Raw genomic sequence first — 19,082 nt, 5'->3', positions numbered from 1 at the left:
GCTAATGGAAATCGGTGAGCTTGCGACACGCCACGATTTCTCGGGCCTGCCGGCAAGCTGGCGAGTGGCACGGACCACCCGCCTTAATCATCTTGTTATGCGCCGACCACGATCGGCTTCGCCAGGTTCGGGCGCAGCGCATCGCCAGCACCAGCTGGAGCGACACCTGCCTCGAATTCCGAGCGGAAGTATTTGATGGCACTGCCCAGCGGCTCGACGGCACCTGGTGCGTGAGCACAGAAGGTACGGCCAGGGCCGAGGAAGTTGACCAGGCCCAGCAGCGTCTCGATGTCTTCGGCGCGGCCCTGGCCTTTTTCCAGTGCGCGCAGCATCTTCACGCTCCATGGCAGGCCGTCACGGCATGGGGTGCACCAGCCGCACGATTCGCGGGCGAAGAACTCTTCCATGTTGCGCAGCAGCGAAACCATGTTGATGCTGTCGTCCACCGCCATTGCCAGACCGGTACCCATACGGGTGCCGACCTTGGCGATGCCGCCGGCGTACATCTGCGCGTCGAGGTGCTCGGGCAGCAGGAAGCCGGTACCGGCGCCGCCTGGCTGCCAGCACTTGAGCTTGAAGCCGTCGCGCATGCCGCCGGCATAGTCTTCGAACAGTTCGCGGGCGGTGACGCCGAACGGCAGTTCCCACAGGCCCGGGTTCTTCACCTTGCCGGAGAAGCCCATCAGCTTGGTGCCATGGTCTTCGCTGCCTTCGCGGGCCAGCGACTTGTACCAGTCGTTGCCGTTGGCGACGATGGCCGGGACGTTGCACAGGGTTTCGACGTTGTTCACGCAAGTCGGCTTGCCCCACACGCCCACGGCGGCAGGGAAGGGCGGCTTGGAGCGCGGGTTGGCGCGGCGGCCTTCCAGCGAGTTGATCAGTGCGGTTTCTTCACCGCAGATGTAGCGGCCGGCACCGGTGTGCACGAACAGCTCGAAATCGAAACCGCTGCCGAGGATGTTCTTGCCCAGCAGGCCGGCGGCCTTGGCTTCCTCGATGGCGCGGTTCAGGTTCTTCGCTGCGGTGGTGTATTCGCCACGCAGGAAGATGTAGCCACGGTAGGCCTTCAGGGCGCGGGCGCTGATCAGCATGCCCTCGACCAGCAGATGGGGCTGTTGCTCCATCAGCATGCGGTCCTTCCAGGTGTTCGGCTCCATTTCGTCCGCGTTGCACAGCAGGTAGCGGATGTTCATGGATTCGTCTTTGGGCATCAGGCCCCACTTCACGCCAGTGGGGAAGCCTGCACCACCGCGGCCCTTGAGGCCGGAGTCCTTGACGCTTTGCACGATGTCGTCGGCCGACATCTGCGCCAGCGCCTTGCGGGCGGCAGCGTAGCCGTTCTTCGATTCGTACTCGGCAAGCCAGACCGGCTCGCCGTCGTCACGCAGGCGCCAGGTCAGCGGGTGGGTTTCGGCCGTGCGCGCGATGCGGTTGGCCGGGCCGAAGGAAGTAATGGTCATACGTAACCCTCCAGCAATTTGGAAACGCCAGCCGGCTGTACGTCACCGAAGGTGTCGTCGTCGATCATCAGCGCCGGGGCCTTGTCGCAGTTGCCCAGGCAGCATACCGGCAGCAGGGTGAAGCGGCCGTCGGCGGTGGTCTGGCCCAGGCCGATGCCCAGTTCGCTTTGAATCTGGCTGACCACGGATTCATGGCCGCCGATGTAGCAGACCATGCTGTCGCACACGCGGATGATGTGGCGGCCGACCGGCTGACGGAAGATCTGGCTGTAGAAGGTGGCGACACCTTCGACGTCGCTGGCCGGGATGCCCAGTACTTCGCCGATGGCGTGGATGGCGCCGTCCGGCACCCAGCCACGTTCCTTCTGGACGATCTTCAGGGCTTCGATGGACGCCGCGCGTGGGTCCTCGTAGTGATGCATTTCGTGCTCGATGGCCGAGCGCTCGGTTTCGCTCAGGGCGAAACGGTCTGTCTGGATAAGCGTACTGTTCATGCTTAGCGGTCCACGTCAGCCATAACGAAGTCGATACTGCCCAGGTACGCAATGAGGTCGGCGACCATGCTGCCTTTGATCACCGAAGGGATCTGCTGCAGGTGCGGGTAGCTCGGGGTACGGATCCGGGTGCGGTAGCTCATGGTGCCGCCATCGCTCGTCAGGTAGTAACTGTTGATGCCCTTGGTCGCCTCGATCATCTGGAACGACTCGTTGGCCGGCATGACCGGGCCCCACGAGACTTGCAGGAAGTGCGTGATCAGGGTTTCGATGTGCTGCAGGGTGCGCTCTTTCGGCGGCGGCGTGGTCAGCGGGTGATCCGCCTTGTACGGGCCTTCCGGCATGTTGCGCAGGCACTGGTCGATGATGCGGATACTCTGGCGCATCTCCTCGACACGGACCATGCAGCGATCGTAGGCATCGCCATTGTGGGCCAGCGGTACTTCGAACTCGAAGTTCTCGTAACCGGAGTAGGGGCGGGCTTTACGCAGGTCGAAGTCGCAACCGGTGGCACGCAGGCCGGCACCGGTGGTACCCCAGGCCAGGGCTTCCTTGGTGTTGTACGCGGCAACGCCGATGGTCCGGCCCTTGAGGATGCTGTTCTGCAGGGCGGCCTTTTCGTACTCGTCGAGGCGCTTGGGCAGCCATTCGACGAAGTCCTTGACCAGCTTGTCCCAGCCGCGCGGCAGGTCGTGGGCGACGCCACCGATGCGGTACCAGGCCGGGTGCAGGCGGAAACCGGTGATCGCTTCGATCACGGTGTACGCGCGCTGGCGGTCGGTGAAGGTGAAGAACACCGGGGTCATGGCGCCGACGTCCTGGATGTAGGTGCCCAGGAACAGCAGGTGACTGGTGATACGGAAGAACTCGGCCAGCATCACGCGGATGGTGTCGACCTTCTGTGGCACCTTGATGCCGGCCAGCTTCTCGACCGCGAGCACGTACGGCAGGTTGTTCATTACCCCGCCGAGGTAGTCGATACGGTCGGTGTAGGGGATGAAGCTGTGCCAGGACTGGCGTTCGGCCATTTTTTCGGCGCCACGGTGGTGGTAGCCAATGTCCGGTACGCAGTCGACGATCTCTTCACCGTCCAGCTGCAGGACGATACGGAAGGCACCGTGCGCGGAAGGGTGGTTGGGGCCGAGGTTGAGGAACATGTAGTCCTCGTTGGCGCCCTGGCGCTTCATGCCCCAGGCTTCAGGGTTGAAGCGTGCCGATTCCTCTTCAAGCTGCTGCTTGGCCAGGGTCAGGCTGTAGGGATCGAACTCGGTGGCGCGGGCCGGGTAGTCCTTGCGCAGCGGGTGGCCTTCCCAGGTGGGTGGCATCATGATGCGGCTGAGGTGCGGGTGGCCGGCAAAGTCGATGCCGAACATGTCCCAGACTTCGCGCTCGTACCAGTTGGCGTTCGGCCAGATACCGGTCACGGTCGGCAGGTTCAGGTCGCCTTCGCTGAGCGACACCTTGATCATCACATCGCTGTTACGCTCGATCGACAGCAGGTGGTAGAACACGCTGAAGTCGGCGGCTGGCAGGCCGCGGCGCTGGGTGCGCAGGCGCTCGTCGACGCCGTGCAGGTCGTACAGCATGCTGTAGGGCTTGGCTACGCCGCGCAGGAAGCTGAGCACTTCCTTGAGCTGCTCGCGCTTGACCCACAGCACGGGCATGCCGGTGCGGGTTTCCTGGGCGACGAATGCTTCGGCGCCAAAACGATTGTGCAGTTCGACGACCACATCCTGGTCGTCAGCCTTGTAGGGCGGAATGAAAATAGCGTTGTCCGCTGTCATGGTCTCGGTCGCTTTGGGTCAACGTTAAGAATGAAGCCAGGCCGCCGGCTCCAGGGGAGCGGGCGGCAGGTCGCTGGATCAGACTTCGTCGGGGCTGCGCAGGTTGGTTACTGCAATGCGCTGCTCACGACGCAGGTCTTTCTGGGCTGGCATCTCGGCACGGTAAATACCTTGATCACCAACAACCCAGGAAAGCGGGCGTCGTTCTTGGCCGATCGACTCCTGCAGCAGCATCAAGCCTTGCAGGAAAGCCTCAGGGCGTGGCGGGCAGCCGGGCACATAGACGTCCACGGGGAGGAACTTGTCGACCCCCTGAACGACCGAGTAGATGTCGTACATGCCGCCGGAGTTGGCGCACGAACCCATGGAGATTACCCATTTCGGCTCGAGCATCTGCTCGTACAGGCGCTGGATGATCGGCGCCATTTTGACGAAGCAGGTACCGGCGATGACCATGAAGTCGGCCTGACGCGGCGATGCCCGGATGACTTCGGCGCCGAAGCGGGCGATGTCGTGGGGTGCCGTGAAGGCCGTGGTCATTTCCACGTAGCAGCAGGACAGGCCGAAGTTGTACGGCCAGAGGGAGTTCTTGCGACCCCAGTTGACCGCGCCACGCAGCACATCTTCAAGCTTGCCCATGAAGATGTTCTTGTGGACCTGGTCCTCCAGCAGTTGATCGGTGACGGTTTCCCGTTCACCGACCGGGTACTGCTCGTTGGGCGCATCCGGATCGATTCTGGTGAGATTGTATTGCATGCCAAAGCCTCATTGTTTCAGCTTCGCTTGCCGCTTGCGGCGACCTTCGGGAGCCCAATCAAGTGCCCCGACGCGCCATAGGTAGACAAGACCAGCCAACAGAATTGCTATGAAAACGAGTGCTTCGACGAATCCGGTCCAGCCGCTTTCGCGGACGGACACAGACCATGCAAAGAGAAAGAGGGCTTCGATATCGAAGATCACGAACAGCATCGCGACCAGATAGAATTTGGCGGACAGGCGCAGGCGGGCGCTGCCGACGGGCAGCATGCCGGATTCGAAGGGTTCGTTCTTGGCGCGGCCCCAGGCCTTGCTACCGAGCAGGCTGGAAAGGCCGAGCATGAAGGCGCACAGGCCGACGACACCCAGGAGGAAGATGGCAAAGCCCCAGTTGTGGGCGATGAGTCCTGCCGAATCGGACATGCTAGAGATCCTTATACAGAGACCCAGCTCTGCAGTCTGAAATAAGTGTAGAGCGGCGACCTGGTGTCGCACATGCAGTGACCAAATGTCGCAGCTGAATCAATCGCGCTGATTTTATGGGTAAACCCCGTGCAAGTAAAATTTCTGTAGCAAATTTATTCGTAGGATTAAGTACAAAAGCCGCTTGTAACTGGCTGAAAGCCTTGAGATTCGGGCATTGCGTGCGGTTTTGTTAATTATGTTTCCTGCGAATGGTAACGAATTGCAAGTTTCGAAATGATAATTAATATCATTTGATCTGATGTCTGATATTTCCGTTGTTCTGTGTCTTGTAAAGTTCATCTGGCGATTCCCCCTACTTGCAAATGCAAAAAACGCCTGTTCTAGCAGCTTCTGACGCCGCTTGCCCCGCCCTGGGTCAATACTTTACCGATTGAGCGATGACTGGCTGATGAAGCGATCGCCCATTGGCCGAGCCAGTAGGTGAGGATGATCAGGTACGGCGCGGCGGCGAACGGGCTGACGAAGCGGTCGATACCGATCAGGCTGTCGGAGAGCACGAACAGGCAGGCGCCGAGCGCGGCGAGCCCGCCACAGGCCAGGGCGCGCCAGAGCATGGCGCTGATGGCCAAGGCATAGAGCACGATCGGGATCAGCAGCGGGCCGAGGCCGTGGCTGGCCAGCACGCCGAGCAGAGTGATGCCGGTAATGGCGCTCAGCAGCAGTGCGGGCAGGGCTGGGCGCAGGGTCTGGCTGCAATAGGCGCGCAGGTAGGCCAAGTGGGCGCAGAGGAAGGCAGCCAGGCCGAACACGAACAGGTCGGCGGGGATGGCCAGCAGGATGTCGCCGAGTACCGAGAGTGCCAGGCCGAGGGTGATCCACTGGCGATAAGGTGTGGCAGAGGTGCTGCGCAGCCAGGCGATCAGGGTCAGTACCGGGATTGGTTTGGCCAGGAGGGCAAGCAGGGTGCTGTCGCTGGCCAGTGCATATATATAGAGGGCGGCGGCGGTCAGGGCGAGAATCATCAGGTGGCTTGGACGAAGCATGGGCGGTCCTTGCGGCTGTGCTGCCTCAAGCATAGACCTGAATATGGGTTTTGCCGGTGATGCCTTTGGATTGTGTTGGGGCTGCCATGGGCTTGATGAAAGGAATGTGGCGCCTGTGAGACCGAGCGCCGCCCGCGCGGCGCTTCGCGGGACAAGCCCGCTCCCACATTTGTTGCAACGTGCCGAACCTGTCAGGCCATGGTTGTCAGCCTGGTTGCCCTGGCCTGATTTCTCGACTGGCGCTGCTGCCGTCCCATCTGTCTCAAGTCATGCGCCAAGGCGGACAACGCGTCTCCCACAGGCATGGCCACGTTGCAACAAATGTGGGAGCGGGCTTGTCCCGCGAAGCGCCGCGCGGGCGGCGCTCGATCTACGCAACACCGCAAAAACCAAGGCAGGCACCTCGCCGCCCTGACGCAACCGGGCGCAGAACACCTGAGATGTCGGATTTAACCCCTTCCATGTAGGCCATTTCCCAAACATACTCTTGCCGCCTTTTTTCCGTTGCGGCTGCTGTGGCAGCGCTCTAGTCTCGGCGTGCCGTTGCACATCAACGACAAGGCTTTGACAGGCCGGAATTGAAAGAAGGTGCACTCGCTTTGCCTCAATGGCGGCTGTGCGTGTGGGCACGCTCGCGTGCGCCGGTCTTTCTTTCTTTCCACCGGTCTGTCAACCCGCGCATAGCTGCCACCCAACCGTTTGACAGCGGGCGGATGGTAGCCAAACAGGAAAGAAAGGAGCGAGTCATGCTGAAAGTTGTCCCCGATCCACCCCACAACCCCCATTCCCTCGAAGACACCCTGATCCAGGCCACCGACTACGCGCTGTGCGCGGCGACCGTGGTGCATCAGGCCTTGCTGCTGCAGCCCAAATCACCAGCGTCGATCCTGATGATGACCTCGATGCATGACCTTGAGGCGCTGCGGGCTTTGCTTGAGTCGGCATTGATTCAGGTGCAGATGCCTTCTGAGCCTCGGACTTTGCACTGAGGCTTGAGTGATGTGTTGTCTGGGCGGGCCTCTTCGCGGGTAAACCCGTTCCCACAGGTTCACCACAGTCTTCAAGACTTGCACAGTCCCTGTGGGAGCGGGTTTACCCGCGAAAGGGCCCGTCCAGGCAGTCGAGAATTTTCAGGGGATTCAAAAATGACCACAGAAGACACCCAATTCACTGTCGGCAAGACCACCTTCTACCAAGGCGAATACGGCACCCACCCACTGTTCCGCATCGAGCCAGGTATTCCCTGTCGCGACGCCCGCGAGCAGTCTTCGGAATTGATGGGTTACGTGCGCGAACTGACCATCACCGGCCTGATGGATGAGAAACCGATGATGATCTGGGCCGCCCACTATCTGAGCGCGATGGCCAAGGCACTGATGGATGATGCGGAACTGGGCATGAAGCACTGAGGTAGTGCAGGGCTTCGCGATTGCTTTGTAGGAGCGGCCTTGTGTCGCGAAAGGGCCGCAGAGCGGCCCCAGGATTTAAGCATCGAGGCAAAAAATGCGGGGGCTGCTTTGCAGCCCTTCGCGACACAAGGCCGCTCCTACAGGGTCCGTGTATTTCTGGGTACAGACCAAAAAGAAAGGCCCGGGGCTTTAACAAGCCTCGGGCCTTTCTTCAACAGCAACCCACTATCAGTGGAACTGCTCTTCCTCGGTCGAACCGGTCAGTGCAGTCACCGACGATGCGCCACCCTGAATCACGGTGGTCATGTCGTCGAAGTAGCCAGTGCCCACTTCCTGCTGGTGCGCCACGAAGGTGTAGCCTTTGTTGGCGTCAGCGAATTCCTGCTCCTGCAGCTTCACGTAGGCGGTCATGTCGTTGCGGGCGTAGTCGTGCGCCAGGTTGAACATGCCGTGCCACATGTTGTGGATGCCGGCCAGGGTGATGAACTGGTGCTTGTAGCCCATTGCCGACAGCTCGCGCTGGAACTTGGCGATGGTCGCGTCGTCCAGGTTCTTCTTCCAGTTGAAGGAAGGCGAGCAGTTGTACGACAGGATCTGGTCCGGATACTCCTTCTTGATCGCTTCGGCGAAGCGGCGGGCTTCGTCCAGGTCCGGCTTGGCGGTTTCGCACCAGATCAGGTCGGCGTACGGCGCGTAGGCCAGGCCGCGGGCGATGGCCTGGTCGAGGCCGGCGCGTACCTTGTAGAAGCCTTCACGGGTGCGCTCGCCAATCACGAACGGCTGGTCGTACGGGTCGCAGTCGCTGGTCAGCAGGTCGGCGGCGTTGGCGTCGGTGCGGGCCAGGATGATGGTCGGCACGCCCGATACGTCAGCTGCCAGGCGCGCGGCCACCAGCTTTTGCACGGCTTCCTGGGTCGGTACCAGTACCTTGCCACCCATGTGGCCGCATTTTTTCACCGAGGCCAGCTGGTCTTCGAAGTGCACACCGGCGGCGCCTGCTTCGATCATGTTCTTCATCAGTTCGTAGGCGTTCAGCACGCCACCGAAACCGGCTTCGGCGTCGGCCACGATCGGTGCGAAGTAGTCGATGTAGCCATCGTCGCCCGGGTTCTTGCCGGCTTTCCACTGAATCTGGTCGGCGCGGCGGAAGGCGTTGTTGATGCGCTTGACCACGGTCGGTACCGAGTCGACCGGGTACAGCGACTGGTCAGGGTACATGGACTCGGCCGAGTTGTTGTCGGCGGCAACCTGCCAGCCGGACAGGTAGATGGCCTGGATGCCGGCCTTGACCTGCTGCACTGCCTGGCCGCCGGTCAGGGCGCCCATGCAGTTGACGAAATCTTTTTCTGGGCGGAAGGACGGGTGGGCACCTTCGGTGACCAGCTTCCACAGTTTTTCTGCACCCAGGCGGGCCAGGGTGTGCTCCGGCTGCAGGGAGCCACGCAGGCGAACGACATCAGCGGCGGTGTAGGTACGGGTCACGCCTTTCCAGCGCGGGTTCTCGGCCCAGTCTTTCTCGAGGGCTGCAATTTGCTGTTCGCGTGTCAGTGCCATGGAAATAAACCTCGTCGCATCGATCTTGGGGTAATTGTGCTGATGCTCGGAGCAGATCAGGAGCTGGCGGCTGTCCTGTTCGCAGGAGTGCGGCGGCGAACGCGAAGGCTCGAAGGGGAAGGGTGTGCAGGCCAGGCGAAAGGGTGCTCCGGCAGGTTGGCTCGTGGTTGCCTTGCTGCGGTGCTACGCGATTGCCAGTACTGCGGTGATGCGCTTCCGTCCCTCGGGACAACTTCTTCGTTGCAGTCGCAATCCCGTCGAACCGCCTTGTGGGCCGTATAGACACGAGACGCCTCCAGGGGTGGGAGGAGCGCGCCTCGAAGGCCCTTGCCAGGGCCCCTGATTAGCGGGAGCGAGGCCATCATGCCCTTGGGAAAAAGACCCTGTCAAATGTTTTGTAGTGGTTTTTTTCACTTACTACATCTTTGGTCTAATGCGACTTGGCAGTCAGTTTCAAGGCCTTTGGTCGAGGCCTTGAATTGCCTGGGATCAGTCGAGAAGGTCGACTTTGACGCGCAAAGTCATGTTTTCACCCCGTTGGGTGCTGTAACTGTGGCTTGAGGCGCTACGGTCGGCTTGGCTCTGCTGGTTGTAGCCCGCCAGTGTGATCCATTCTCCGAGCTTGCCGGTGATTGTCGTGTCGGTGCTTTGCACTTTCACTACATCAGCACGTTCCTGGCTGATACGGTCATTATTGGTGCTTATTTGCAGACGAACCGTATCGCCACTCAAGCTGGGGGTGACGTAGAAGCCCTGGGGCACGTTGCGGTATTCGGTATTGCTCTGGATGCGCCCGTAGCCGTCGGTGCTGGTGCTGGTGATCGGGATGCTCTGGCCAATCTGGATCAGCGCCGGCTGGCCTTCGCTGGCCTGAATCTGCTGCATGCCGCCGTCACGGTTGCTGGTGCCATAGTGGATGACGCGCGCGTTGCCACGGTTGTCCTGGAAGTTGCTGTCGTTGTTGTCGACGCTGATCAGCAGGCGCTTGGGTGCGGTGTCCAGCTGTTGCAGCAGGGTGCGCAGGTCGTCGATGCGTTCGGGGCTGGCGTTGACGATCAGCTTGTTCTCGAAGGCGCTGACCGTGCCGTCCTTGCCGATGAATGCCTGGGCGGCGGGCAGCAGTTCGGCGCTGCTGCGGTGTTGTAGCGGCAATACCTCGGTGGCGGCCTGGGCGGTGAGGCTGGCGGCCAGCAGCAAGGCGGCGAATAGGGGGCGTAGCGGCATGTCCATGATCTCCGCAGGTGGAATGTTCATGATGGCAAATTTGCCCAGCTTCTGCTGGTTTCACGTTACAGAACCCCTTGAGCGGTGGCCGCTGTCAGACAAATTCCGTAACATCGCGCCCCTTGTTTTTGTACCGTCCGCCCGGATTGCCTCACAGGATGCCCATGAAACCCGCCCGACTTCGCGCCGACGTGCTCGCCGGCCTGACCACCTCGTTCGCCTTGGTGCCCGAGTGCATCGCCTTTGCCCTGGTGGCTCACCTGAACCCGCTGATGGGCCTGTATGGCGCCTTCATCATCTGCACCCTGACGGCGCTTTTCGGTGGTCGACCGGGGATGATTTCCGGTGCCGCCGGCTCGATGGCGGTGGTGATCGTTGCGCTGGTGGTGCAGCACGGTGCGCAGTACCTGCTGGCCACGGTTTTGCTGGGCGGCGTGGTGATGATGCTGTTCGGCTTGCTGCGCCTGGGCAAGCTGGTACGGTTGGTGCCGTACCCGGTGATGCTCGGCTTCGTCAACGGCCTGGCCATCGTTATCGCCTTGGCCCAACTGGAACACTTCAAGGAGGGCGGGCACTGGCTCAGCGGTACGCCGCTGTACCTGATGATCGGCCTGGTGGCGCTGACCATGGCGGTGGTCTACGTGCTGCCGAAGTTGACCCGTACGGTGCCGCCAGCGCTGGTGGCGATCCTTGGCGTTGGTTTGCTGGTGTACCTGCTTGGCCTGCCCACACGCACCCTGGGCGATATGGCGCGCATCGCCGGTGGCCTGCCGCAGCTGGCCCTGCCGGACGTGCCGTGGAACCTCGAGACCCTGAAGATCATCGCCCCCTATGCGGTGCTGATGGCCATGGTCGGCCTGCTTGAGACCCTGCTTACGCTCAACCTGACCGATGAAATCACCGAGAGCCGTGGCTACCCGGACCGCGAGTGCGTGGCGCTGGGCGCGGCGAACATGGTTTCCGGCCTGTGCGGTGGCATGGGTGGTTGCGCGATGATCGGCCAGACCATGATCAACCTCAGCTCCAATGGCCGTGGTCGGCTATCGGGGGTGGTGGCCGGGGTTATGGTCTTGTTGTTCGTATTGTTCCTGTCGCCGTTGATCGAGCGTATTCCGCTGGCGGCGCTGGTCGGGGTGATGTTCGTGGTGGCGCAGCAGACCTTTGCCTGGGCGTCTTTGCGGGTGCTGCACAAGGTGCCGCTGAGCGATGTGCTGGCGATCATTGCGGTGACCGTGGTCACGGTGTTCACCGACCTGGCCGTGGCGGTGCTGTTCGGCATCGTCATCGCGGCGGTGAACTTTGCCTGGCAGCATGCGCGGGAGCTGTATGCCGACAGCCATGAGGATGCAGAGGAGGGCAAGCATTACCAGGTGCATGGCACGCTGTTCTTTGCCTCGACTACGGTGTTCCTGAACCAGTTCGACCCGGCTAACGACCCGGCCAAGGTGACCCTGGATTGCCAGCATTTGAGCTTTGTCGATTATTCGGCGATTGCGGCGTTGAAGACCTTGCGGGAGCGGTATGCGAGGGCGGGCAAGCAACTGCGGGTGGTGCATTTGTCCGAGCGCTGCAAGAAGCTGCTGAAGCGGGCTGGGGAGCAGCACTGAGAAGGGTTGTTGCCTGTGCTGGCCTCTTCGCGGCTAAAGCCGCTCCCACAGGGAACGCATATCCCCTGTAGGAGCGGCTTTAGCCGCGAAGAGGCCAGCACAGGCGAACGAATCACTCCCCGCGGTTCTTCTTGACGATGGCATCGGCAATGCTCGCCGGTGCCTCGGCATAACGGGTGAACTCCATCGAGAAGCTGGCCCGGCCCTGGGTCATGGAGCGCATCGAGGTGGCGTAGCCGAACATCTCGCCCAGCGGCACCTCGGCACGGATCACCTTGCCGGCCGGCGTTTCGTCACCGTCCTGGATCATCCCGCGGCGCCGGCTCAGGTCGCCGAGGATGTCACCCTGGTACTCCTCCGGGGTCACCACTTCCACCTTCATCACCGGCTCCAGCAACACCGCCCCACCTTTCTGCGACAGCTGCTTGGTGGCCATCGAGGCGGCGATCTTGTAGGCCATTTCGTTCGAGTCGACATCGTGGTACGAGCCGTCGAACACCGCCGCCTTCAGGTTGATCAGCGGGTAGCCGGCCAGCACGCCGTTCTTCATCTGCTCCTCGATGCCTTTCTGGATAGCCGGGATGTATTCGCGTGGGACCACGCCGCCAACGATCTCGTTGATGAACTCCAGGCCTTCCTTGCCCTCGTCGCCGGGGGCGAAGCGGATCCAGCAGTGGCCGTACTGGCCCCGGCCGCCGGACTGGCGGACGAAGCGGCCCTCAATCTCGCAGGTGTTGCGGATTTTCTCTCGGTAGGCCACCTGTGGCTTGCCGATGTTGGCTTCGACGTTGAACTCGCGGCGCATGCGGTCGACGATGATGTCCAGGTGCAACTCGCCCATGCCCGAGATAATGGTCTGGCCGGTCTCCTCGTCGGTGCGCACGCGGAATGACGGGTCCTCCTGGGCCAGCTTGCCCAGGGCGATGCCCATTTTTTCCTGATCGGCCTTGGTCTTTGGCTCCACCGCCACGGAAATTACCGGGTCGGGGAAGTCCATGCGCTCGAGGATGATCGGCTTGTCCATGTCGCACAGGGTGTCGCCGGTGGTCACGTCCTTCATGCCGATCAGCGCGGCGATGTCGCCGGCGCACACATCCTTGATTTCAGCCCGCTGGTTGGCATGCATCTGCACCATGCGGCCGATGCGTTCCTTCTTGCCCTTGACCGAGTTGAGCACCGCGTTGCCGGAGCTGAGCACGCCGGAGTACACCCGGGCGAAGGTCAGGGTGCCGACGAACGGATCGGTGGCGATCTTGAATGCCAGGGCGGAGAACGGTTCGCTGTCGTCGGCGTGTCGCTCCAGGTGCTTTTCTTCGTCATCCGGGTCGGTGCCCTTGATGGCCGGAATCTCCGAAGGGGCGGGCAGGTAGTCGATGACCGCATCGAGCATCAGTGGCACGCCCTTGTTCTTGAACGACGAGCCGAGGATGGTCGGTACGATTTCGTTGGCGATGGTGCGTTGGCGCAGAGCTGCCTTGATTTCGTCGACGCTCAGTTCCTGACCTTCGAGAAACTTCATGGTGAGCTCGTCATTGGCCTCGGCCGCTGCCTCGACCATGTGCGCGCGCCACTCGTCGGCCAGCGCCTGCAGCTCGGCAGGGATGTCTTCTTCGCGGTAGCTGGTGCCCTGGTCGGCATCGTTCCAGTAGATGGCCTTCATTTTCACCAGGTCGATCTGGCCGATGAAGTTCTCTTCACTGCCGATGGCCAGCTGGATCGGCACCGGGTGGTGGCCCAGGCGCTGGTCGATCTGCTTGACCACGCGCAGGAAGTCGGCGCCCTGGCGGTCCATCTTGTTGATGTAGGCCAGGCGCGGCACGTGGTACTTGTTGGCCTGGCGCCATACGGTCTCGGACTGCGGTTCGACCCCGTCCGCGCCGCTGAACACCACTACCGCGCCATCGAGCACGCGCAGCGAGCGCTCCACCTCGATGGTGAAGTCGACGTGGCCCGGGGTGTCAATGATGTTGAAGCGATACTTGTGGGCGAACTGCTTGGTCGAGCCCTGCCAGAAGGCAGTGGTCGCCGCCGAGGTGATGGTGATGCCGCGCTCCTGCTCCTGGGCCATCCAGTCCATGGTCGCGGCACCATCGTGCACTTCGCCCATCTTGTGGTTGACCCCGGTGTAGAACAGGATCCGCTCGGTGGTCGTGGTCTTGCCGGCGTCCACGTGGGCGACGATACCGATATTGCGGTACAGCTCGATGGGCGTTGTACGGGCCATGGCGGACTACCTGCGGATGAGCGGATTCTCCCACGGTAGCAGAACGGGAGAATCCTGCTTTACCGCCGGGCCGTCAGTCGGCCTGGGCTTGCAGCAGCCACTGGCCATCCACTTCGCGGGCCAGGCCGCTGGCTGGCAGCAGAGCCAGCAGGCGCGTGTGCAGGGCGGCTTCGGTGAAGGTCTTGAGGGTGGCCAGGTCCAGTGCGCCGACCAGGTTGAGATCGGCCTTGGTGTACGACAGCCAGGCCTTTTTCAGGGCTTGGGCGACGTCGCTGCCGGAGGTGCTGGCAAAGCGGCGGTGCCATTGGCGGCCGTCGAAGGTGAAGGTGTGGGCGTGGCTGTAGGTGCCTTGGTCGCCCCCTTCGGTGCAGCGATGGCAACGGCACGGGCCTTCGCCGAAGGCGTTGCGCAGGTAGCTGTTGAAGTCCACCACGGGCTTGAGGGACAGGCGTTTGTCGACTTCGAACAGGTCGGCGATCAGGGGTTCTTCGGCGCTCACTCGGGATCCTCGTGTGGTGTGGCGTGCATCGGCGGGCACCCTAACAGATCGGGGAATTCAGATCACCTTTTGCAGGCCCGGCCTCTTCGCGGGTAAACCCGCTCCCACAGGTACTGCGCAGGCCTTGGGCAATGTGCGGTCACTGTAGGAGCGGGTTTACCCGCGAAGAGGCCAGTAGAGACAATAGAGATCACCTGCCGTACTCTACGCGCCCATACGCCTACACACCCACAGAGGTAACCCGCTTGAGCACCAAGTACCCGTACATCGCCACCATCACCGTCAGCGCCGAAGACCGTGGCGGCGACGCCGAGGCCTCGGAAAACCCCAATATGCGCGTTGGTCTGGAAGCGGTGACCGAAACGCTGAAGAAGGTGCATTTCGTCGGTACGCTCGCAGCCCCCGAAAAGAACGCCACGCACATCTGCGTGACCCTGGAGAACGGCCTGACCTACTACGGCCCGATCGTCAACGGGCACGCCGAACTCGAAGGCGGCTGGATTGCCTTCGAGTCCGACATGCTCACCCCGCAGGAACTGGGTCTTTAAGCCCCGTTCTTCTCAGGAGCCCAGCTCCGCCAGGCACTGCTCGAGGATATCCAGGCCCTCCTCGAGCACTTCGGCCTCGATGGTCAGCGGTGCCAGCAGGCGGATGATGTGCCGCGCCTTGCCGCTGGGCATCAGCAACAGGCCCTTGGCCCGCGCCGCTTCCATCACCTTGGCCAGTTGCGCCGGTGCCGGGCTGCCGTCGGCATTGACGAACTCGATCCCGCGCATCGCGCCGACGCCGGTGAGGCGGCCGATGAACGGGCTCAGTCCCGAGGCCTTCCAACACTCGAAGCGGCGCACGATTGCCTGCTCCTGGCGCTCACCCCAGGTAGCGACGTTCTCGTCGGTCATCTGCGCCAGGCTGGCCAGGGCCGCTGCGCAGGCGATCGGGTTGCCTGAGTAGGTGCCACCCAGGCCGCCCTTGGGCAGCGCTGCCATCAACTCCTTGCGCCCGACCACCGCACCCAGCGGCATGCCGCCGGCAATGCTCTTGGCCAACAGCAGCAGGTCGGGCTCGATGCCCAGACGCGGGAAGGCGAAGCGCTGGCCGGTGCGGCCGAAGCCCGACTGGATCTCGTCGATGATGATCAGGATGCCGTGCTCGTCGCAGAAGCGGCGCAGGGCCTGGGCGAAGGCTGGGTCAAGGGCGAGGAAGCCGCCTTCGCCCTGCACCGGCTCGAAGATGAACGCCGCCACGTCCTCCACTGCCAGCTCGACGCTGAACAGGCGGTCCATGGCCTTGAGGGCCTGTTCGCAGGTAACCCCGGTGTCGGCGCTGGGGTAGGGCAGGTGGTACACCGGCCCCGGCAGTTCACCGACCCGCTGCTTGTATGGGGCGACCTTGCCGTTGAGGTTCAGGGTGGCCAGGGTGCGACCGTGGAAGCCGCCGTCGAAGGCGATGATGGCGCGTTTGCCGGTGGCACCACGGGCCACTTTCAGGGCGTTTTCCGCAGCTTCCGCGCCGCTGTTGGTGAGCATGCCGGCCAATGGGTAGCTGACCGGTACGAATTGGCTCAGTTGCTCCATCAGCGCCAGATATGGGCCGTGGGGGGCTGCGTTGAAGGCGTAGTGGGTCAGGCGAGCGGCCTGGGCCTGGATCGCTTCGACCACGGCCGGGTTGCAGTGGCCCAGGTTGAGTACACCGATACCGCCGACGAAGTCGATGTAGCGATTGCCGTCGGTGTCCCAGACTTCGGCATTACGGCCATGGGAAAGTGTGATCGGGTGAACGATGGCAATGGATTGGCTGATACTTTCCTGGTTCATGGGCACGCGGACCTTTGTTCGAATTTCTTATTATCCAAGCGTGTTGGCAGGTTATTCCGCAAACGAATTATTCGATTGCGGTCATTCCCTGGATTCTTGATCTTGGCTGATTTTGTATTGCTAGCACTGGCCTCTTCGCGGGTGAACCCGCTCCCACAGGTACGGCGCCACGCTTGAAATGTGTGCGATCCCTGTGGGAGCGGGTTTACCCGCGAAGAGGCCCGCCCATGTGATATCAGTCCCCCTCGGCCACCCGCTCCCGAATCCACTGCACGAAGGCCCTGACCTTGGGCACTTCGGCCGCATGCTCGGCATGGGCGATGAAGTGCCGGCCGTTGCTCGCCACCGGGTGGTCCCAGGCCACTACCAGCTTGCGCTCGCTCAACTCTTCGGCCACCAGGTAGCGCGGAATCAGGGCGATGCCGCAGCCGGCAATGGCTGCGCGGATGCACAGGTAGAACGTGTCGAAGCGGGGCCCGTGGTAGCTGTTCTGGCTATGCAGCCCCAGCCCCAGGAACCATTCGTGCCAGGCCTCCGGGCGTGACACACACTGCAACAGGCGGTGCTCGGTCAGCGCCTGGGCGCTGTCGAACCGGTGGTTGGCCAGCAGCTGCGGGCTGCACACCGGCACCACTTCCTCGCTGAACAGTTCGATGCAGGTTGCCCCGGGCCAGGTGCCCTGGCCGAAGAAAAACGCAATGTCGGCCTTGGCCTGCACCAGGTCGAACGGCTCCAGTTCGTTGCGGATATCCAGGTGAATGCGCGGGTAGCGGTCGCCAAAACCCTTCAGCCGAGGTACCAGCCAGCGCGCGCCGAAGGTGGGCTGGGTGGCGATACGCAGCACTTCGGTCTCGTCGCCGTAGCTGAGGATGTAGCGGCTGGAAATGTCGATCTGGGTGAGGATCTTGTTCACTTCGGTGAGGTACAGCGCGCCAGCCGGGGTCAGGTGCAGGCGCCGGCGAATGCGCTGGAACAGCGAGTGCGACAGCATGTCCTCGAGCTGCGCCACCTGCTTGCTGACGGCGCTCTGGGTCAGGTGCAGTTCCTGGGCCGCGCGGGTGAAGCTGAGGTGGCGGGCGGCCGCTTCGAAGCACTGAAGGGCGGTGGTCGAAGGCATCAGGCGTTTGGACATGACGGGCAAATACCGAGCAAAAAAGGAAGGAGTTCATTCCATAACGGAATCATGTGTTTCGAAAAGGTCGTTTGTTGACCTCGGCCTATAGATTAATACTGACCTGGATCAACGATTACAACCGGTCGTGCGAAGAGGAGGTCAGTACCCGCTTCCGGCATCTGCAAAACAACAAAAACGAACATCAGAAATTTATAAGAATTCTGCTCCAGTCTTCAGCCGCCCCGCTGCGGCCGACCCATTCGAGGGTTCTTCATGGCTTCGCCAAACAACAACAAACAGCGCTCCCTGCAGCACGGCCTGACGTCCCGTCAGGTATCCATGATCTCCATCGCCGGCATCATCGGTGCCGGCCTGTTCATCGGTTCTTCCAACGCCATCGCCACCGCCGGCCCGGCCATCCTCATCTCCTACGCCATGACCGGTCTGCTGGTCTTGCTGGTGATGCGCATGCTGGGTGAAATGGCCATCGCCAACCCCAACAGCGGCTCGTTTTCCACCTATGCCTCCGAAGCCATCGGCCCTTGGGCGGGCTTTACCATCGGCTGGCTGTACTGGTGGTTCTGGGTACTGATCATTCCGGTCGAGGCCATTGCCGGCGCCGACATCCTGCATGCCTACTTCCCTGGCGTGCCGTCGTGGCTGTTCGCCTTCCTGATCATGCTGGTGCTGTCGGGTACCAACCTGATCAGCGTGAAGAACTTCGGTGCCTTCGAGTACTGGTTCGCGTTGGTCAAGGTGGTGGCGATCATCGCCTTCATCGTGGTCAGCAGCCTGGCGGTGTTCGGCGTCTGGCCGCTGGCCGAGGTGTCCGGGGTCAGCCGGTTGTGGGACAACGGCGGCTTCATGCCCAACGGTTTCGGCACCGTGCTCGGCGGCGTACTGATCACCATCTTCTCTTTCTTCGGCGCTGAAATCGTCACCATCGCCGCTGACGAAACCGCCAACCCGAAAGACAAGATCCGCCGCGCTACCAACCTTGTTGTGTACCGCATCGCCATCTTCTACCTGGCGTCGATCTTCCTTGTGGTGTCGCTTGTGGCGTGGAACGACCCGGGCCTCAAAGCGGTAGGTTCGTTCCAGCGCGTGCTGGAAGTGCTGAACGTGCCGGGCGCCAAGCTGCTGGTGGATATCGTGGTGCTGGTTGCCGTGACCAGTTGCATGAACTCGGGCCTGTACACTGCGTCGCGCATGCTCTATTCGCTGGGCGCCCGTGGCCAGGCGCTGAGCGTTACCAAGCGTATCTCCGGCTCGGGCGTACCGACCGTGGCGGTCATCTTCTCGACCCTGGCCGGCTTTGCCGGGTGCTTCGTCAACTATGTGTTCCCGGGCAAGGTATTCGGCTTCCTGCTGTCCACCACCGGCGCCATCGCCTTGCTGGTGTACCTGGTGATTGCCGTTTCGCAGTTGCGCATGCGGGCCCGTGCCGAGCGCGAAGGGCGGCCGCTGGAGCTGAAGATGTGGCTGTTCCCATGGCTGACCTGGCTGGTGATCGGCACCATCGTCATGGTGCTGGGCTACATGCTGTTCAGCGATGCCTACCGCTACGAGACGCTGATGACCGCCGGGGTGACCGCGTTCATCCTGCTGGTTTCGCTGACCCAGCGGCGCGCCAGGGTGGTTGCCCAGACGGCTTGATGTTTCTGCTTTAATGTG

At 62.2% G+C, this 19,082-nt stretch carries 17 protein-coding genes; 5 read left to right on the top strand and 12 right to left on the bottom strand.

Going from position 1 to position 19,082, the window contains the following annotated elements; all coding sequences use genetic code 11:
- Positions 1-95 precede the first annotated feature (95 nt).
- From nuoF to M1D87_RS17705, 6 genes are all read right to left on the bottom strand, one after another.
- The gene (gene nuoF, locus M1D87_RS17730) at positions 96-1,460 is read right to left on the bottom strand and encodes an NADH-quinone oxidoreductase subunit NuoF (RefSeq protein WP_025339923.1); all 1,365 of its coding nucleotides are present in this window, start codon (positions 1,458-1,460) and stop codon (positions 96-98) included.
- Positions 1,457-1,954, bottom strand: a complete 498-nt coding sequence (gene nuoE, locus M1D87_RS17725; RefSeq protein WP_003251433.1) for an NADH-quinone oxidoreductase subunit NuoE — start codon at positions 1,952-1,954, stop codon at positions 1,457-1,459. Before nuoE ends, nuoF begins: the two co-directional genes overlap by 4 nt.
- Positions 1,955-1,956: 2 nt before the next feature.
- Positions 1,957-3,738 carry an NADH-quinone oxidoreductase subunit C/D gene (gene nuoC, locus M1D87_RS17720; protein ID WP_013973384.1) on the bottom strand — a complete coding sequence of 594 codons (1,782 nt, stop codon included), beginning with the start codon at positions 3,736-3,738 and terminating at the stop codon, positions 1,957-1,959.
- A 78-nt stretch (positions 3,739-3,816) separates the two neighbouring features.
- The gene (locus M1D87_RS17715; protein WP_003251429.1) at positions 3,817-4,494 is read right to left on the bottom strand and encodes a NuoB/complex I 20 kDa subunit family protein; all 678 of its coding nucleotides are present in this window, start codon (positions 4,492-4,494) and stop codon (positions 3,817-3,819) included.
- Between the two features lie 9 nt (positions 4,495-4,503).
- Positions 4,504-4,917: an NADH-quinone oxidoreductase subunit A gene (locus M1D87_RS17710; RefSeq protein WP_003251427.1), complete on the bottom strand. Its 414-nt coding sequence runs from the start codon at positions 4,915-4,917 to the stop codon at positions 4,504-4,506.
- A 383-nt stretch (positions 4,918-5,300) separates the two neighbouring features.
- The gene (locus tag M1D87_RS17705) at positions 5,301-5,963 is read right to left on the bottom strand and encodes a lysoplasmalogenase (protein ID WP_123085701.1); all 663 of its coding nucleotides are present in this window, start codon (positions 5,961-5,963) and stop codon (positions 5,301-5,303) included.
- 746 nt (positions 5,964-6,709) lie between these two features.
- On the opposite strand from M1D87_RS17705, the gene M1D87_RS17700 reads away from it, so the two are divergent.
- Both M1D87_RS17700 and M1D87_RS17695 read left to right on the top strand, forming a co-directional pair.
- Positions 6,710-6,952 carry a hypothetical protein gene (locus M1D87_RS17700; protein WP_123085143.1) on the top strand — a complete coding sequence of 81 codons (243 nt, stop codon included), beginning with the start codon at positions 6,710-6,712 and terminating at the stop codon, positions 6,950-6,952.
- 156 nt (positions 6,953-7,108) lie between these two features.
- Positions 7,109-7,372 carry a DUF3077 domain-containing protein gene (locus M1D87_RS17695; RefSeq protein WP_123085142.1) on the top strand — a complete coding sequence of 88 codons (264 nt, stop codon included), beginning with the start codon at positions 7,109-7,111 and terminating at the stop codon, positions 7,370-7,372.
- A gap of 228 nt (positions 7,373-7,600) precedes the next feature.
- On the opposite strand, the gene aceA is transcribed toward M1D87_RS17695, so the two are convergent.
- Together aceA and M1D87_RS17685 are read right to left on the bottom strand one after the other, a co-directional pair.
- Positions 7,601-8,926 (bottom strand): isocitrate lyase, encoded by a 1,326-nt coding sequence (gene aceA / locus M1D87_RS17690; protein ID WP_013973380.1) that lies wholly within the window; start codon positions 8,924-8,926, stop codon positions 7,601-7,603.
- A 489-nt stretch (positions 8,927-9,415) separates the two neighbouring features.
- Positions 9,416-10,150, bottom strand: a complete 735-nt coding sequence (locus tag M1D87_RS17685; protein WP_123085147.1) for a secretin N-terminal domain-containing protein — start codon at positions 10,148-10,150, stop codon at positions 9,416-9,418.
- Between the two features lie 164 nt (positions 10,151-10,314).
- Here M1D87_RS17685 and M1D87_RS17680 point away from each other — a divergent pair, with 164 nt between their 5' ends.
- Complete coding sequence (locus tag M1D87_RS17680; RefSeq protein ID WP_123085141.1) at positions 10,315-11,757, top strand: SulP family inorganic anion transporter; 1,443 nt, start codon at positions 10,315-10,317, stop codon at positions 11,755-11,757.
- Positions 11,758-11,869: 112 nt separating this feature from the next.
- On the opposite strand, the gene fusA is transcribed toward M1D87_RS17680, so the two are convergent.
- A complete protein-coding gene (gene fusA / locus M1D87_RS17675) occupies positions 11,870-13,981 on the bottom strand; it encodes an elongation factor G (RefSeq protein WP_013973378.1) in 2,112 nt (703 codons plus the stop codon).
- A gap of 73 nt (positions 13,982-14,054) precedes the next feature.
- A complete protein-coding gene (locus tag M1D87_RS17670; protein WP_025339916.1) occupies positions 14,055-14,480 on the bottom strand; it encodes a hypothetical protein in 426 nt (141 codons plus the stop codon).
- A gap of 245 nt (positions 14,481-14,725) precedes the next feature.
- Here M1D87_RS17670 and M1D87_RS17665 point away from each other — a divergent pair, with 245 nt between their 5' ends.
- A complete protein-coding gene (locus M1D87_RS17665) occupies positions 14,726-15,028 on the top strand; it encodes a hypothetical protein (protein ID WP_013973376.1) in 303 nt (100 codons plus the stop codon).
- Positions 15,029-15,040: 12 nt separating this feature from the next.
- On the opposite strand, the gene M1D87_RS17660 is transcribed toward M1D87_RS17665, so the two are convergent.
- Together M1D87_RS17660 and M1D87_RS17655 are read right to left on the bottom strand one after the other, a co-directional pair.
- Positions 15,041-16,294 (bottom strand): 2-aminoadipate transaminase, encoded by a 1,254-nt coding sequence (locus M1D87_RS17660; RefSeq protein WP_123085140.1) that lies wholly within the window; start codon positions 16,292-16,294, stop codon positions 15,041-15,043.
- Between the two features lie 235 nt (positions 16,295-16,529).
- The gene (locus M1D87_RS17655; RefSeq protein WP_061304210.1) at positions 16,530-17,426 is read right to left on the bottom strand and encodes a LysR substrate-binding domain-containing protein; all 897 of its coding nucleotides are present in this window, start codon (positions 17,424-17,426) and stop codon (positions 16,530-16,532) included.
- Between the two features lie 255 nt (positions 17,427-17,681).
- On the opposite strand from M1D87_RS17655, the gene M1D87_RS17650 reads away from it, so the two are divergent.
- Positions 17,682-19,064 (top strand): amino acid permease, encoded by a 1,383-nt coding sequence (locus M1D87_RS17650; protein WP_015271043.1) that lies wholly within the window; start codon positions 17,682-17,684, stop codon positions 19,062-19,064.
- Positions 19,065-19,082 lie beyond the last annotated feature (18 nt).

The sequence above is a fragment of the Pseudomonas sp. SA233 genome (genome assembly GCF_054792385.1).
This window is presented reverse-complemented; position numbering and strand designations above follow the sequence as displayed.

Excerpts from the sequence above, each read along its gene's own strand:
- nuoF (WP_025339923.1), bottom strand. The coding sequence starts at position 1,460 with ATGACCATTACTTCCTTCGGCCCGGCCAACCGCATCGCGCGCACGGCC.
- nuoE (WP_003251433.1), bottom strand. The coding sequence starts at position 1,954 with ATGAACAGTACGCTTATCCAGACAGACCGTTTCGCCCTGAGCGAAACC.
- nuoC (WP_013973384.1), bottom strand. The coding sequence starts at position 3,738 with ATGACAGCGGACAACGCTATTTTCATTCCGCCCTACAAGGCTGACGAC.
- M1D87_RS17715 (WP_003251429.1), bottom strand. The coding sequence starts at position 4,494 with ATGCAATACAATCTCACCAGAATCGATCCGGATGCGCCCAACGAGCAG.
- M1D87_RS17710 (WP_003251427.1), bottom strand. The coding sequence starts at position 4,917 with ATGTCCGATTCGGCAGGACTCATCGCCCACAACTGGGGCTTTGCCATC.
- M1D87_RS17705 (WP_123085701.1), bottom strand. The coding sequence starts at position 5,963 with ATGCTTCGTCCAAGCCACCTGATGATTCTCGCCCTGACCGCCGCCGCC.
- M1D87_RS17700 (WP_123085143.1), top strand. The coding sequence starts at position 6,710 with ATGCTGAAAGTTGTCCCCGATCCACCCCACAACCCCCATTCCCTCGAA.
- M1D87_RS17695 (WP_123085142.1), top strand. The coding sequence starts at position 7,109 with ATGACCACAGAAGACACCCAATTCACTGTCGGCAAGACCACCTTCTAC.
- aceA (WP_013973380.1), bottom strand. The coding sequence starts at position 8,926 with ATGGCACTGACACGCGAACAGCAAATTGCAGCCCTCGAGAAAGACTGG.
- M1D87_RS17685 (WP_123085147.1), bottom strand. The coding sequence starts at position 10,150 with ATGCCGCTACGCCCCCTATTCGCCGCCTTGCTGCTGGCCGCCAGCCTC.
- M1D87_RS17680 (WP_123085141.1), top strand. The coding sequence starts at position 10,315 with ATGAAACCCGCCCGACTTCGCGCCGACGTGCTCGCCGGCCTGACCACC.
- fusA (WP_013973378.1), bottom strand. The coding sequence starts at position 13,981 with ATGGCCCGTACAACGCCCATCGAGCTGTACCGCAATATCGGTATCGTC.
- M1D87_RS17660 (WP_123085140.1), bottom strand. The coding sequence starts at position 16,294 with ATGAACCAGGAAAGTATCAGCCAATCCATTGCCATCGTTCACCCGATC.
- M1D87_RS17655 (WP_061304210.1), bottom strand. The coding sequence starts at position 17,426 with ATGTCCAAACGCCTGATGCCTTCGACCACCGCCCTTCAGTGCTTCGAA.
- M1D87_RS17650 (WP_015271043.1), top strand. The coding sequence starts at position 17,682 with ATGGCTTCGCCAAACAACAACAAACAGCGCTCCCTGCAGCACGGCCTG.